Origin of the sequence: Curvibacter microcysteis (assembly GCF_028649455.1) — a bacterium.
Taxonomy (GTDB): Bacteria; Pseudomonadota; Gammaproteobacteria; order Burkholderiales; family Burkholderiaceae_C; genus Curvibacter; species Curvibacter microcysteis.
Map to the genome: position 1 here is coordinate 602,706 of NZ_JAQSIO010000003.1, position 13,851 is coordinate 616,556.

General features: G+C 63.8%; 11 protein-coding genes. 1 reads left to right on the forward strand and 10 read right to left on the reverse strand.

What is annotated here, in order from left to right; genetic code table 11:
* Positions 1 to 2: 2 nt before the first annotated feature.
* The 10 genes from PSQ39_RS11320 to PSQ39_RS11365 form a co-directional block, all read right to left on the reverse strand.
* Positions 3 to 917, reverse strand: a complete 915-nt coding sequence (locus PSQ39_RS11320; protein ID WP_273926870.1) for a hypothetical protein — start codon at positions 915 to 917, stop codon at positions 3 to 5.
* A 65-nt stretch (positions 918 to 982) separates the two neighbouring features.
* Complete coding sequence (locus tag PSQ39_RS11325) at positions 983 to 2,158, reverse strand: acetyl-CoA C-acyltransferase (protein WP_273926871.1); 1,176 nt, start codon at positions 2,156 to 2,158, stop codon at positions 983 to 985.
* A 42-nt stretch (positions 2,159 to 2,200) separates the two neighbouring features.
* On the reverse strand, positions 2,201 to 3,670 hold the full coding sequence (locus tag PSQ39_RS11330; RefSeq protein WP_273926872.1) for a M20 family peptidase: 1,470 nt from the start codon (positions 3,668 to 3,670) through the stop codon (positions 2,201 to 2,203).
* Positions 3,671 to 3,696: 26 nt separating this feature from the next.
* Positions 3,697 to 5,808 (reverse strand): 3-hydroxyacyl-CoA dehydrogenase NAD-binding domain-containing protein, encoded by a 2,112-nt coding sequence (locus PSQ39_RS11335; protein WP_273926873.1) that lies wholly within the window; start codon positions 5,806 to 5,808, stop codon positions 3,697 to 3,699.
* 183 nt (positions 5,809 to 5,991) lie between these two features.
* On the reverse strand, positions 5,992 to 6,687 hold the full coding sequence (locus tag PSQ39_RS11340; RefSeq protein WP_273926874.1) for an ABC transporter ATP-binding protein: 696 nt from the start codon (positions 6,685 to 6,687) through the stop codon (positions 5,992 to 5,994).
* A 2-nt stretch (positions 6,688 to 6,689) separates the two neighbouring features.
* Positions 6,690 to 7,472 carry an ABC transporter ATP-binding protein gene (locus tag PSQ39_RS11345; protein WP_273926875.1) on the reverse strand — a complete coding sequence of 261 codons (783 nt, stop codon included), beginning with the start codon at positions 7,470 to 7,472 and terminating at the stop codon, positions 6,690 to 6,692.
* A 3-nt stretch (positions 7,473 to 7,475) separates the two neighbouring features.
* Positions 7,476 to 8,771 (reverse strand): branched-chain amino acid ABC transporter permease, encoded by a 1,296-nt coding sequence (locus PSQ39_RS11350; protein ID WP_273926876.1) that lies wholly within the window; start codon positions 8,769 to 8,771, stop codon positions 7,476 to 7,478.
* Positions 8,772 to 8,774: 3 nt separating this feature from the next.
* Positions 8,775 to 9,728: a branched-chain amino acid ABC transporter permease gene (locus PSQ39_RS11355; RefSeq protein WP_273926877.1), complete on the reverse strand. Its 954-nt coding sequence runs from the start codon at positions 9,726 to 9,728 to the stop codon at positions 8,775 to 8,777.
* Between the two features lie 71 nt (positions 9,729 to 9,799).
* The gene (locus PSQ39_RS11360; RefSeq protein ID WP_273926878.1) at positions 9,800 to 11,032 is read right to left on the reverse strand and encodes a branched-chain amino acid ABC transporter substrate-binding protein; all 1,233 of its coding nucleotides are present in this window, start codon (positions 11,030 to 11,032) and stop codon (positions 9,800 to 9,802) included.
* A 126-nt stretch (positions 11,033 to 11,158) separates the two neighbouring features.
* Entirely contained in the window at positions 11,159 to 12,799 is a 1,641-nt protein-coding gene (locus PSQ39_RS11365; protein ID WP_273926879.1) for a 3-(methylthio)propionyl-CoA ligase, read from the reverse strand.
* Between the two features lie 270 nt (positions 12,800 to 13,069).
* Between PSQ39_RS11365 and PSQ39_RS11370 the strand changes: the two genes are divergently transcribed.
* Complete coding sequence (locus PSQ39_RS11370) at positions 13,070 to 13,798, forward strand: Crp/Fnr family transcriptional regulator (protein WP_273926880.1); 729 nt, start codon at positions 13,070 to 13,072, stop codon at positions 13,796 to 13,798.
* Positions 13,799 to 13,851 lie beyond the last annotated feature (53 nt).

Genomic DNA, 13,851 nt, shown 5'->3' on the forward strand with positions numbered 1-13,851 from the left:
GCTCAAGCCCAGGGGTAAGGCACGGGCTGCCAGCGCTGGCCCCAGAGCTTGCGCCACTGGCGCCGCCATTTGGGCAAGGCATTGAAGGCCAGCTTGGGCTGGATGCGGCGCACCGGGTCGATTTCGGGCCAGTGCTGCAGGCGCTCGGCCAGCGGCAGCGCGCCGTAGCGGGCAAAGAACAGGGCCAGGTCATCGCGAAATTCCTTGAAGACATGGTAGTGAAAGACGTCGGTCAGGCACTCGTGCAGCCGCAGGCCACGGTCTTGCAGGACCACGGACAAGGCCACTTGCTCGACAGTGTGCACCTGCACCACAGGCAGCATCTGGTCGATGAGCTGGGCGGTCTCGTCAAAGACCGGCAGCCAGCGGCCCTGGAAGCCCAGCACGCCAGAATTCCACAGCCCCGTGCTCAGCGGCACCTGCATCTCGCGTCCGCGCACCTGGAAGCGGTGCGCCTGGCAGGCCTCGAACAGGCGCCGGTGCGAGCGGGTGTTGCGACGCAACTCGCCCAGGCTGCCTTCACGCTCGTTGAGCACCACGTCACCGGCTTCGATCTGCGCCCACACCTTGGCTGGCGAGTGGCTGAAGACGGTGTCGGAGTCCACGTACAAAAACGCGTCGTCGGGCTGGGCCTGCATTTGCTGCGCCGCCCACTGGATGGCCAGGGGCTTGATGCGGTGGATGTAGCCCTGCGCGCCGCGCCAGATGTCGCGCTGCGTGGGCGACAGGCTCAGCAAGTGCAGGCTGGGCCGGTCGTCCAGCAGTTGGCGAAACAGCTCGGGCCGGTCCGTCACCACCACCACCTCGCACAGCGGCGCCTCGGTTTGGCGCCACAGCGAGAGGATGGAATACGCCGCCTCCTGCACAAAGCAGTCGGCGCCGTGGGCAACGTACAGCACAAAACGGCGGCCAGTCATGTCATGTTCTTCCGGAAAAAGTCCGGTCGATTATGGGCCGGGCCGGCCGCAGTTTCAGTGCTGTCTTACAGGACTTCGAAGATGCCGGCAGCGCCCATGCCGCCGCCAATGCACATGGTCACGGCCACGCGCTTGGCGCCACGGCGCTTGCCTTCGATCAGGGCGTGGCCGGTCAGGCGCTGGCCGCTGACGCCATAGGGGTGACCCAGGGCGATGGCGCCGCCGTTGACGTTCAGGCGGTCGGCCGGGATGCCCAGCTTGTCGCGGCAGTACAGCACTTGCACGGCGAAGGCTTCGTTCAGCTCCCACAGGTCGATGTCGCTGACCTTCAGGCCCAGGCGGTCCAGCACCTTGGGCACAGCAAACACCGGGCCAATGCCCATTTCGTCAGGCTCGCAACCGGCCACGGCAAAGCCCAGGAAACGGCCCAGCGGCTTCAGGCCGTGGCGGGCCGCGTACTCTTCGCTGACCACCACGCAGGCGCCGGCGCCGTCAGAGAACTGGCTGGCGTTGCCAGCCGAGATGACGCCGCCCGGCAACGCGGGCTTGATGCCGCTGATGCCTTCCTTGGTGGTGCCTTCGCGCGTGCCTTCATCGCGGCTCACGGTGACTTCCTTGGTGCGCAGGCCCATGACGGGGTCGGCCACGCCGGCGGTCACGGTGATGGGGGCGATTTCCGCGTCAAACAGGCCAGCAGCCTGGGCGGCGCAGGCTTTTTGCTGGCTGGCGGCGCCGTACTCGTCCATGACGTCGCGGCCGATGTTGTAGCGCTTGGCCACTTGCTCGGCGGTTTGCAGCATGGACCAGTAGATTTCAGGTTTGGCCTTGAGCAGGTTGGGGTCCGACAGCATGTGCTGGTTCATCTCTTGCTGCACGCAGGAAATGCTTTCCACCCCACCGGCCACGTACACATCGCCTTCGTTGGCGATGATGCGCTGCGCCGCCAGCGCAATGGTTTGCAAGCCCGACGAGCAGAAGCGGTTGACCGTGACACCCGACACATTGATCGGGCAACCGGCGGCCAAGGCGATCTGGCGCGCGATGTTGGCGCCGGTGGCGCCTTCGGGGTTGGCACAGCCCATGATCACGTCTTCGATGTGGGCGGCGTCGATGCCGGCGCGCGCAATGGCGTGCTTGACGGCGTGACCGCCCAGCGTGGCGCCATGGGTCATGTTGAACGAACCCTTCCAGCTCTTGGCGAGCGGGGTACGAGCGGTGGAAACAATAACGGCCTTGGTCATGGCAAATCGCCTTTCAGTCGGTAAAAGGGGAACACGCTGTGCTCAGGACGCCTTGGCGGCGTTGCGCAGCAGCTGCTGGTAGAACTGGATCGCTTCCACGTAGTTGGCCACCGAGATGCGCTCGTTGGTGCCATGGAAGCGCGGCAAGTCTTCGGGGCGCGCGCGCACCGGGGAGAACTTGTAGATGTTGCGGCTCAAGTCGCCGAAGTAGCGCGAGTCGGTGCCCGCCACCATCAGACCTGGGGCCACGACAGCGGTCGGGAAGATCTCGCGCACCGTGCGGTTGATCAGCTGGTAGCCACGGGCCGAGGTGGGCGACACGGCCGAGGGCTCGGAGCCATCGCTGGGGCGCTGCACCTTGACGGCCTCATTGGCCACCACCTTCTTGATGTGCGTGTCCACGCTGTCCAGGCTGTCGCCGGGCAGGATGCGGAAGTTCACATGGGCCTCGGCGTGGCCGGGCAGCACATTGACCTTGTTGCCTGCGTTGACGATGGTCAGCGCCGTGGTGGTGCGCAGCATGGCGTTGGAGCTGGGCGCTTTTTCCAACTGCTGACGCACCAAGGGACCAAACAGCCACAGGTTGGACAGCAGCAGGCGGTTGGCCCCTTTCATTTCCGGGGCCAGGGTGTCGAACAGCTCTTTCACCACGCCCTCGATGGCGGCCGGGAATTGGTTGGATTCCAGGCGCGACAAGGCGGTGCTGATCATGCCAATGGCGCTGTGCTGCGGCGGCATGGACGAGTGCCCTGGGGCCGTCTCCACGCTGAGCTGCCAGGTGCCAATGCCTTTTTCGGCGACTCCGATCATCGCAGCGGGTTGGTCCAGCCCGGGCATGACCCCCTCGGTGACCATCAGGCCCTCATCGAGCATGAACTCGAATTCGACCCCACGCTGCTTGAGCACCCGAGCCATCTCCTGCGCGCCTCGGCCACCCACCTCCTCGTCACCGCCCGACAGCAAGTAGACCGTCTGACGGGGTTGGAAGCCGCTGGCCAACAAGGCCTCGACCGCCTCGAGCTGGGCCAACAGGTTGCCCTTGTCGTCCCAAGCCCCCCGACCCCAGATGAAGCCATCCTGGATGCGACCCTCGAACGGGGGCACGGCCCATTTGGCTTCGGTGCCGGGGGCGATGGGCACCACGTCCTGGTGCGCCATCAAGGCCAGGGGCAAGGCCTTGGCGTCGGTGCCTGGCCAGACAAACATCAGGCTGTGGGCGCCAAAGCGCTCCAGCTTGAGCTGGCGGTGCACGCGGGGAAACTGCTGCGCCAAATAGGCCTGCAACTGGTCGAACTCGGCCGCGTTGAATTGCGGGTCCTTGTCCGACGAGATGGTCTGGAACTTCACCGCACCGGACAGGCGCCCGGCAACGGCAGTCGCGTCCACAGGGGGGGCCTGGATGGGCTCCACCTGCAGCTGCCGCGATGGTTTGAGCAAGGTGTTGCCCACCACCACAGCGCCCAAACCGGCGCAGAGCGCCAGCACGGCCAGGGAGATTCGCTTGAGGCTCATCGTGTGTCGCGTGCCGAGGCTGGGCTTCAGTTGAAGGTCTTGCCTTCAGCCACCAGGCGGGCCAACAGGGGCGCAGGCTGCCAGAACTTGGCGTCGTCCAGCGGGTTCTGGGCAAAGCGCTTCATGGCTTCGGCCACATTGAACAGGCCCAGTTGGTCGGCGTAGTGCATGGGGCCACCGCGGTAGATCGGAAAGCCGTAGCCCGTCAGGTAGACCATGTCGATGTCGCTCGCCTTGCTGGCAATGCCTTCTTCCAGGATGTGGGCGGCTTCGTTGACCAGCGAGAACACCAGGCGCTGCACGATTTCTTCGTCAGAGATCTTGCGCGGCGTGATACCCAGGTCCTTGCGGTGCTTCTCGACCATCTCGACCACCAGCGGGCTGGGGATGGCGTCGCGCTTGCCGGGCACGTAGTCGTACCAGCCGGCGCCGGTTTTTTGGCCGTAACGGCCCAGCTCGCACAGCAGGTCAGCGGTCTTGCTGTACTTGAGGTCGGGCTTCTCGGTGTAGCGGCGCTTGCGGATGGCCCAGCCGATGTCGTTGCCGGCCAGGTCACCCATGCGGAAGGGGCCCATGGCAAAGCCAAATTTTTCGACGGCCTTGTCGACCTGGGCCGGGGTGGCGCCCTCTTCGAGCAGGAAGCCCGCTTGGCGGCTGTACTGTTCAATCATGCGGTTGCCGATGAAGCCATCGCACACGCCCGACACCACGGCGGTCTTTTTGATCTTCTTGGCGATCGCCATCACGGTGGCCAGCACGTCCTTGGCAGTGGCTTGGCCACGCACCACTTCGAGCAGCTTCATGACGTTGGCCGGGCTGAAGAAGTGCATGCCCACCACGTCTTGCGGACGCTGGGTGAAGTTGGCGATCTTGTCCACGTCCAGTGTGGAGGTGTTCGATGCCAGGATGGCGCCGGGCTTGGCCACGGCGTCGAGCTGCTTGAACACCGCTTCTTTGACGCCGAGTTCTTCAAACACGGCTTCGATGATCAGGTCGGCGTCTTTCAGGTCGTCGTAGCTCAGCGTGGTGCTCAGCAGGCTCATGCGCTGCTCGTACTTGTCTTGCTTGAGCTTGCCCTTCTTGACCTGAGCTTCGTAGTTCTTGCGGATGGTGGCGATGCCCCGGTCCAGCGCTTCCTGCTTCATTTCGAGCATCTTGACGGGGATGCCAGCGTTCAGGAAGTTCATGGTGATGCCGCCACCCATGGTGCCCGCACCGATCACGCCGACCAGCTTGATGTCGCGCTTGGGGGTGTCGTCGGCCACGTCCGGGATCTTGGAGGCGGCGCGCTCCGCCACGAACAGGTGGCGCAGGGCGCGGCACTCGGGCGTCCACATCAGGTTGATGAAGATGTCACGCTCGAAGGTCATGCCGTCGGCAAACTTCTTTTGCGTGGCGGCTTCCACCGCGTCCACGCACTTGGCGGGGGCCGGGTAGTTCTTGGCCATGCCCTTGACCATGTTGCGAGCGAACTGGAAGTAGGCGTCGCCCAGGGGGTGTTTGCAAGGCAGGTTGCGCACCAGCGGGAAGGCGCTGCCGTCCGCGTGCTTGGCTGCAGCTTCATGGGCCAGCGCAAAGGCCTCTTCGGCCAGCGACTCGGGCGAAGCAGCCAGCTTGTCGAACAGCTTTTGGCCCGGCAGCGAGGCCAGCAGTTCGCTCTTCACGGGTTCGCCGCTGACGATCATGTTGAGTGCGGTTTCCACGCCCAGCACGCGCGGCAGGCGCTGGGTGCCGCCGGCGCCGGGGATCAGGCCCAGCTTGACTTCAGGCAAGGCGATTTGGGTGCCGGGCGCCGCGATGCGGTAGTGCGCGCCCAAGGCCAATTCCAGGCCACCGCCCATGGCCACGCTGTGCAGCGCGGCGACCACGGGCTTGGCCGAGTTTTCGACCGCCGTGATGACGCTCAGCAAATTGGGTTCTTGCAAGGCCTTGGGGCTGCCGAACTCCTTGATGTCGGCACCGCCCGAGAAGGCTTTGCCAGCGCCGGTCAGCACGATGGCCTTGACGGCCGCGTCGGCGTTGGCCTGCTCCAGGCCGGCGACGATGCCCTGGCGTGTGGCCAGACCCAGGCCGTTGACCGGGGGGTTGTTCAGGGTGATCACGGCGATATCGCCATGGACTTTGTATTCTGCCGTCATGCGGGTGGTCCTCAATGGGTGAAAACGAACGATCGTGCGTTTTTGATTTTAGGAAAAGCTTGTTGCACCGCAACGCAAATCTGTCCCGACAGAGACAAAATCAGCGTTTTAGGGCGCCAACAAGGGAAAACACCTACGCGCCAGCGGGCGCGGGAGCGGCGCCCGCGGCACCGCCCCGGGCCGTCAGACTTCCAGCCATTCCTTGCGCGTGTCGCTGTCCGCGCGCAGGCTGTCGGGCGTGCCTTCAAACACGATGCTGCCGTGGCCCATGACCAGGGCGCGGTCAGAAATCGCCATGGCGATGGTCAGCTTCTGCTCGATCAGCAGCACGGAGATGCCCCGGGCCTTGAGCTTTTGCAGGTACTCCCCCACCAGTTCAACGATCTTGGGCGCCAGGCCTTCGGTGGGCTCATCGATGATGATCAGGTCGGGGTCTCCCATCAAGGTTCGGCACAGAGTCAGCATCTGCTGCTCACCGCCAGACAGCACGCCGGCTTCGGTGTGCTGACGTTCGCGCAAGCGGGGGAACATCTCGTACATGTCGTCAAACGACCAGCGCGAGCCCTGCCCATTGCCCTTGCGACCCAGCAGCAGGTTCTGGTGCACGGTCAGCTTGGGGAAGATGTCACGGTTCTCGGGCACGTAGCCAATGCCCAGGTGGGCGATTTCATAGGCCTTGCGACCGGTCAGGGGCTGGCCCTTCCAGGTGATGCCCCCCTCCCAGGTCACCAAGCCCATGATGGCCTTGGCCGTGGTGGAACGGCCCGAGCCGTTGCGCCCCAGCAAGGCCACGATCTCGCCGGGCTGGACTTCAAAGTTCACGCCATGCAGTACATGGCTCTTGCCGTAGTAGCCGTGCAGGTTCTCTACCTTCAACATCGTCAATGTCCTCCGGCCTGGTTATCGGCCACCACGGAGCCCAGATAGGCTTCCTGCACGCGCTGATTGGCGCGCACCGCCTCAGGGGTGTCAAAAGCGATCACCTCGCCATACACCACCACGGCAATCTTGTCGGCCAGGCCGAACACCACGCCCATGTCGTGCTCCACCGTGAGCAGGGTCTTGCCCACGGTGACTTCACGGATCAGGCTGATGAAGCGCTTGGTCTCGCTGCGGCTCATGCCGGCGGTGGGCTCGTCCAGCAAGATCACGTTGGCCCCGCCAGCGATGGTGATGCCGATCTCCAGCGCACGCTGCTCCGCGTAGGTCAGGTTGGTGGCGAGCACGTCCCGCTTTTTGTCCAGGTGGATCATGCGCATCAGCTCTTCAGCGCGCGCATTGGCGTCGTGCAGGCCGGACAAAAAGCGCAGGAAGGTGTACTTGTAGCCCAGGCTCCACAGCACGCCACAGCGCAGGTTCTCGAACACGCTCAGCTTGGGAAAGATGTTCGTGATCTGGAAGCTGCGCGACAGGCCCCGCCGGTTGATCTCGTAGGGCGGCAAGCCATTGATGCGCTGGCCGTTGAGCACCACGTCCCCACTGGTGGGGGCGAAGCGGCCGCTGATCAAATTGAACAGCGTGGACTTGCCTGCCCCGTTGGGGCCGATGATGGCCACACGCTCGCCGTGGGCCACTTGCAGGTTGGCGCCCCGGATGATCTCCGAGCGGCCAAAACTCTTGCGCAGGTCTTTGAGCTCCAGCGCGAATTCAGAAGTTGCGGTCATGGCTCAGTGGGCCTCCGTGCGCTTGATTTCGTGTTCGATCTCTTCCTGGATGGTGTGCCACAGGCGGCTGAAGCGGCGTCGCACCGTCTCAAACAAGCCCAGGCCCACCAGCAGCACCGCGATCGAGCCCACCCAGCTGCCAGTGCTCTCGGCATTGAGCTGGGTGCCCAGGAACTGCAGTTGCGGGCCCAGGGCCGCATTGAGTTGCAGGTGGTAGAGCATCTCGATCATGGACGCAGCCCCCAACAACACCACCAGGGCGCTGAGGGCCAGGCCCAGGTAGCTGAGGCCGAGTCGCTTGAGCTTGCCGTACTTGGCCACACGCATGTTCATCATGATCAGGCTGGCCACGCCGCCGGGGGCGTACATCACCATGAACAGGAACACCAGGCCCAGGTACAGCAGCCAGGCCTTGCTGAGTTCAGACAGCAGCACCGAGGCGAACACCAGCAAGACGGCACCGATGATGGGGCCGAAGAAGAAGGTGGCGCCGCCCAGGAAGGTGAACAGCAGGTAACCGCCCGAGCGCACAGCGCTCACGCTGTCGGCCGCCGTCACGATCTCGAAGTTGATGGTGGCCAGACCGCCGCCCACGCCGGCAAAAAAGCCCGCGATGATGAAGGCGAAATAGCGCACGCGCTGGGTGTTGTAGCCAATGAACTCGACCCGTTCCGGGTTGTCACGCACCGCGTTCAGGATGCGGCCCAAGGGCGTGCCGGTGAAGGCAAACATGGCCGCCGTGCAGACAAAACAGTAGACCGCGATCAGGTAGTACACCTGGGTTTGCGAGCCGAAGTTCATGCCCAGGAAGGGCGTGCCATAGACGCGGTTGGTGGTGATGCCACCTTCGCCGCCGAAGAACTCGGGCAGCATCAGCGCCATGGAGGCCACCAGCTCACCAATGCCCAGCGTGATCATGGCAAAGGTGGTGCCTGACTTCTTGGTGGTGACAAAGCCCAGCAGCACGGCAAAAGCCATGCCCGCCAGACCGCCCACGATGGGAATCAGCACCACCGGCACCACGGGGCCGCCCTGCCCCGCCAGGTTCATGGTGTGGATGGCCAGGAAGGAGCCCAGGCCCACGTACACGGCGTGACCAAAGCTCAGCATGCCGCCCTGGCCCAGGAGCATGTTGTAGCTCAGGCAGATGATGATCAGGTAGCCGATCTGGGACAGCATGGTCAGGGCCAGGCTGCTCTTGAAGAGCAGCGGGGCCACGGCCAGCACCAGCGCAAACAAGGTCCAGACCACGATGCGCCCCAGGTTCAGGGGCTTGAAACTGTAGTGACTTGCGTTCATGGGTCAGTCCTCCCGCTTGCCGAGAAGACCCTTGGGCCGGAAGATGAGGATCAGCACCAGCAACAGGTACGGCAGGATGGGCGCGACCTGAGAGATGGTGAGCTTGAGCAGCGCGTAGCCAAAGGTCTGCTCCGTGACCGCCACGCCGAAGAGCTGCACCAGGCTGCCCAGGGAGTAGTCCAGTGCCACGGCAAAAGTCTGCAGCACACCGATCAGCAAGGAGGCCAGGAAGGCCCCCGCCAGCGAACCCATGCCACCCACCACCACCACGACAAAGATGATGGAGCCCACCGAGCCCGCCATGGCCGGCTCGGTGACATAGGTGTTGCCGCCAATCACGCCGGCCAGGCCCGCCAAGGCCGCACCGCCGCCAAACACCAGCATGAACACGCGGGGCACGTTGTGGCCCAGCGCCTCGGCCATTTCCGGGTGCGTCAGCGCGGCCTGGATCACCAGGCCAATGCGGGTGCGGGTCAGCAGCAGCCAGACCGACAGCAGCATCAACAAGGCCACCAGCATGATGAAGGAGCGCGACTTGGGGAACTGGGTGCCATACAGCGAGAACAGCGGCCCTTGCAGCTGCTCGGGCAGGCCATAAGGCACGGTGGAGCGGCCCCAGACCAATTGCACCACCTCCAGGATCAGGTAGGACAGGCCGAAGGTCACCAGCAGCTCAGGCACATGGCCGAACTTGTGCACGCGGCGCAGGCTGTAGCGCTCGAACAGTGAGCCCAGGGCCCCCACGGCCAGGGGCGCCACGAACAGCGCCGGCCAAAAGCCGATGGCCTTGGAGATGGTGAAGGCGAAGTACGCCCCCAACATGTAGAAGCTGGTGTGCGCAAAATTAAGAACGCCCATCATGCTGAAAATGAGCGTCAGCCCAGAGCTCAGCATGAACAGCAGCAGCCCGTAGCTGACGCCGTTGAGCATCGAGATGGTGAAAAACTCAAGATTCATTGAAAGTCTTTGGTCATCAGGTGAAAAAAAAGGCCCGAGCGGCGTCGGGCCTCACGTGCGCAGCCGGGACCTTACGGACGCTTCATTTCACACGAAGTGGGCGTGCTGGCCACATAGGCTTCGTAGAACTTTTGCGGCGTCAGGGTGTAGCCCGTGTTCTCCGGCGAGTAAGGGTACTTGCCGCCGGCCTTTTCCCACTTGGTGATGAACAGACCTTGCTGCAGTTGGTGGTCGGTCTTGCGCAGTTCGACTTCACCGTTGAAGCTCTTGAACTTCATGCCTTCCAGGGTGGCCGCGACCTTGACCGGGTCGGTGCTCTTGGAGCGCACAAAGGCCTCGGTCAGCGCGGTGAACACCGTGTAGATGTCGGTGGTGTAGAGGTCGTCGTTGAACTTGGCCTTGAACTGGTCGGCCAGTTTTTGGATTTCGCCACCCATGTTGTAGTGGCCGTAGCTGACCTGATAGACCTTGCCTGCCGAGGCTGCGCCCATGGCGGTTGGGGTGCCCGAGGTCACGGCGTAGTAGGTGAGGAATTTGACGTCGTTCAGGCCGGCGTCGTTGGCGGCCTTGATCAGCAAGGCCAGATCCGAGCCCCAGTTGCCAGTCACCACCGTGTCGGCGCCAGACTGCTTGATCTTGGCGATGTAGGGGGAGAAGTCGCGCACTTGCGCCAAGGGGTGCAGGTCGTCGCCGACGATCTGGATGTCCGGGCGCTTGCGGGCCAGGTTGGCCTTGGCGAACTTGGAGACTTGTTGACCGTGCGAGTAGTTCTGGTTGATCAGGTAGACCTTCTTGATGTCGGGGACGTCCTTCATCCAGGTGGTCAGGGCTTCCATCTTCATGGAGGTGTCAGCGTCGAAACGGAACTGCCAGTAGCTGCACTTGCTGTTGGTCAGGTCGGGGTCGACGGCGGCGTAGTTCAGGTACACCACTTCCTTGCCCGGGTTGCGGGCGTTGTGCTTTTCCAGCGCATCGATGATGGCCAGCGCCGGGCCCGAGCCGTTGCCCTGGGTCACGTAGCGTGCGCCTTGGTCAATGGCCGAGCGCAGGGCACTGGTGGTCTCTTGCGGGCTGAGCTTGTTGTCGATGCCAATGATCTCGAATTTCACACCGGCGGCGTTCTTTTTATTGAACTCCTCGGCCAGAAACTGAAAGGACTTGAGTTGGTTGGTGCCCACGGCGGCCATCAGGCCCGACAGCGGGTCCAGCCAAGCGATCTTGACCGTCTCACCCTTCTGCGCCATGGCGCCACTGGCCAGGGCCAAGAGGGTCGATGCCACGACTGTCTTCATCACGAACTTCATGCTTTGTCTCCGTTGTGTTTCGAGTGTTTTCAGCGTAAGTCTTTTGTGCAGTGCAACGCTCAGGGAATGCCCCTAGCGCCTATCACGCAGGCGACTGGACTGCCAGCAGCCGCCTGCCCAATGGCCTCAGATACCAGGCAATTGGTAGCCCGTGAGTTGTTCACGGAGCCGTGTTTTGAGCATCTTGCCGGTCGCTCCCAAGGGGATGGATTCGACAAAAATCACGTCGTCGGGGATCTGCCATTTCGCGGTCTTGCCCTCGTAAAAGGTCAGCAGTTCTTCGCGGCTGACTTCGGCGCCTGGCTTCTTGACCACGGCGATCACCGGACGCTCATCCCACTTGGGATGGCGCATGCCAATGCACGCGGCCATGGCAATGGCAGGGTGGCCCATGGCGATGTTCTCGATGTCGATGGAGCTGATCCATTCACCACCGGACTTGATCACGTCCTTGCTGCGGTCGGTGATCTGCATGAAACCGTCCGCGTCGATGGTGGCCACGTCGCCCGTGGGGAACCAGCCCCGGCCCTGCTTGTCGGCCACCAGCGGGCTGCCCTCACCCTTGTAGTAATTGGCCACGATCCAGGGGCCTTTGACCAGCAGGTCGCCGTAGGTCTTGCCATCCCAGGGCAGCTCTTCGCCATCGCCATCGATGATCTTCATGTCCACACCGTAAATGGCCCGACCCTGCTTCATGCGGATCTTCATCTGCTCGTCCTTCGACAGGCCCAGGTGCTTGTTCTTGAGCGTGCACAGCGTGCCCAGGGGCGACATCTCGGTCATGCCCCAGGCGTGCAGCACCTCGACGCCGTAGTCGTCTTGGAAGGCGGTGATCATGGCCGGCGGGCAGGCTGAGCCGCCGATCACGGTCCGGTTGAGGTGAGTGAACTTGAGGCCGCCCGGCTTCATGTGGCCCAGCAGCATCTGCCACACCGTGGGCACGCCGGCGGCGAAGGTCACGCCTTCGGCTTCGATCAGTTCATAGACCGACTTGCCGTCCAGTGCCGGGCCGGGGAACACCAGCTTGCAACCGGTCAACGGCGCCGAATAGGGCAAGCCCCAGGCGTTGACGTGGAACATGGGCACCACCGGCAGCACGGCGTCGCGGGCCGACAGGTTCATGACATCTGGCAGCGCTGCCGCGTAGGCGTGCAGCACGCTGGAGCGGTGGCTGTACAGCGCCGCCTTGGGGTTGCCGGTGGTGCCGCTGGTGTAGCACATGCTCGAGGCTGAGTTCTCGTCAAACTCCGGCCAGGCGTAATCGCTGCTTTGCTCGGCGATCCAGGCTTCGTAGCTGATCAGGCCGGGGATGCCGGTGTCGGCAGGCAGCTTGTCGGCGTCGCACAGGGCGATCCAACGCTTGACCGTCGGGCAGCGCGCATGCACGGCCTGCACCAGGGGCAAGAAGGTGGTGTCAAAGCACAACACCTGGTCCTCGGCGTGGTTCATGATCCACGCGATCTGGTCGGGGTGCAGGCGCGGGTTGACGGTGTGCAGCACGCGGCCCGAGCCGCTGACGCCGAAGTAAAGCTCCAGGTGGCGGTAACCGTTCCAGGCCAGGGTGGCCACACGGTCGCTGAACTGAAGGCCCAAAGCTTCGATGGCGCGGGCCACCTGGCGCGAGCGCGAGGCCAGTTGGCGATAGGTGTAGCGGTGGATGTCGCCCTCGACACGGCGCGACACGATTTCACCGTCGCTGTGGTGGCGTTCGGCAAACTCCAGCAGGGAAGAAATCAAAAGGGGCTGGCTTTGCATGAGACCTAACATGGTGGCTCCTGGAAGTTGGTCGTCTGAATGGTTGAAATCCCAAACCGCTGCCCCGGGTCAGAACAGCGCCCGGCACGCGGCGCAGCGGTTCTCTGAATCATTCTGTCACCGCCACAAGCCTCACCCATTGAGGTCTGTCACGGGGGTTACTAATGTCGACCCGCGGCGGAGTCGCTGCAAGCGGTGTCGTCCAATTGACAGCTTGCTGGGGCTAACCCGAGGACGGGTTTTTCCGGAGCGCTGCATTGACTTGCCCTCACAATCGGGCCCATGTTGAACGGGATCGAAGCGATGGCGCGGCAGTTTCTGGCCGCCCAACCCTGGTTCGCCAGCCTGGCGCTGGACGAGCAGGCGCAGCTGCAGGCGGAAATCAGCACCTTCACGGCCCGCAAAGGCGAGGTGCTGCTGGCACAGGGGCAGCGAGCGGACGGTTGGTACGCCGTGTTGTCCGGTCTGGTGCTGCTGGAAAGCGAAGCCGAGGGCAACCGCCGCTCGGCCTTCATCGGCATGCCCGACGGCGAGTGGTTTGGTGAGGGCTCCGCCCTCAAAAACGAAGCCCGACGCTACAACGTGGTGGCCTTGCGCGACACCTGGTTGCTGTGCTTGCCCCAGGCGTCCTTTCAGCGTTTGCAGGCCCGGCACCTGCCCTTCAACCAGTTCTTGGTGCAACACCTCAACATGCGCCTGGGCCAGGCCATGACCCTGATTGAAACCGGCCGGATGCGCTCGCCCGAGCAGCGCGTGGCGCTGTACCTGAGTCGCCAGTTCTGGCGCAGCACGCGGCAGCTCTACATCACCCAGGACGAGTTGGGCAAGCTGGTGGGCCTGTCACGCCAGACCGTCAACCGCATCCTGCGCCAACTGGCCCAGCTGGACATCGTGGCCCTGGACCATGGCCGGGTCTTGATTCGCAGCGACGAGGCACTGAGCCGATTCATGGCCGGTGAGCTGAACGCCGAACCCGGCATCGGCACGGACAAAGTGCAGCCCCCCGGGTGAAGGCCGCCGCGTGCGTGCCGGGTGCGCCGCGGCCCCAAGCCCCTGACCCGCAC

Excerpts from the sequence above, each read along its gene's own strand:
- PSQ39_RS11320 (WP_273926870.1), bottom strand. The coding sequence starts at position 917 with ATGACTGGCCGCCGTTTTGTGCTGTACGTTGCCCACGGCGCCGACTGC.
- PSQ39_RS11325 (WP_273926871.1), bottom strand. The coding sequence starts at position 2,158 with ATGACCAAGGCCGTTATTGTTTCCACCGCTCGTACCCCGCTCGCCAAG.
- PSQ39_RS11330 (WP_273926872.1), bottom strand. The coding sequence starts at position 3,670 with ATGAGCCTCAAGCGAATCTCCCTGGCCGTGCTGGCGCTCTGCGCCGGT.
- PSQ39_RS11335 (WP_273926873.1), bottom strand. The coding sequence starts at position 5,808 with ATGACGGCAGAATACAAAGTCCATGGCGATATCGCCGTGATCACCCTG.
- PSQ39_RS11340 (WP_273926874.1), bottom strand. The coding sequence starts at position 6,687 with ATGTTGAAGGTAGAGAACCTGCACGGCTACTACGGCAAGAGCCATGTA.
- PSQ39_RS11345 (WP_273926875.1), bottom strand. The coding sequence starts at position 7,472 with ATGACCGCAACTTCTGAATTCGCGCTGGAGCTCAAAGACCTGCGCAAG.
- PSQ39_RS11350 (WP_273926876.1), bottom strand. The coding sequence starts at position 8,771 with ATGAACGCAAGTCACTACAGTTTCAAGCCCCTGAACCTGGGGCGCATC.
- PSQ39_RS11355 (WP_273926877.1), bottom strand. The coding sequence starts at position 9,728 with ATGAATCTTGAGTTTTTCACCATCTCGATGCTCAACGGCGTCAGCTAC.
- PSQ39_RS11360 (WP_273926878.1), bottom strand. The coding sequence starts at position 11,032 with ATGAAGTTCGTGATGAAGACAGTCGTGGCATCGACCCTCTTGGCCCTG.
- PSQ39_RS11365 (WP_273926879.1), bottom strand. The coding sequence starts at position 12,799 with ATGTTAGGTCTCATGCAAAGCCAGCCCCTTTTGATTTCTTCCCTGCTG.
- PSQ39_RS11370 (WP_273926880.1), top strand. The coding sequence starts at position 13,070 with ATGTTGAACGGGATCGAAGCGATGGCGCGGCAGTTTCTGGCCGCCCAA.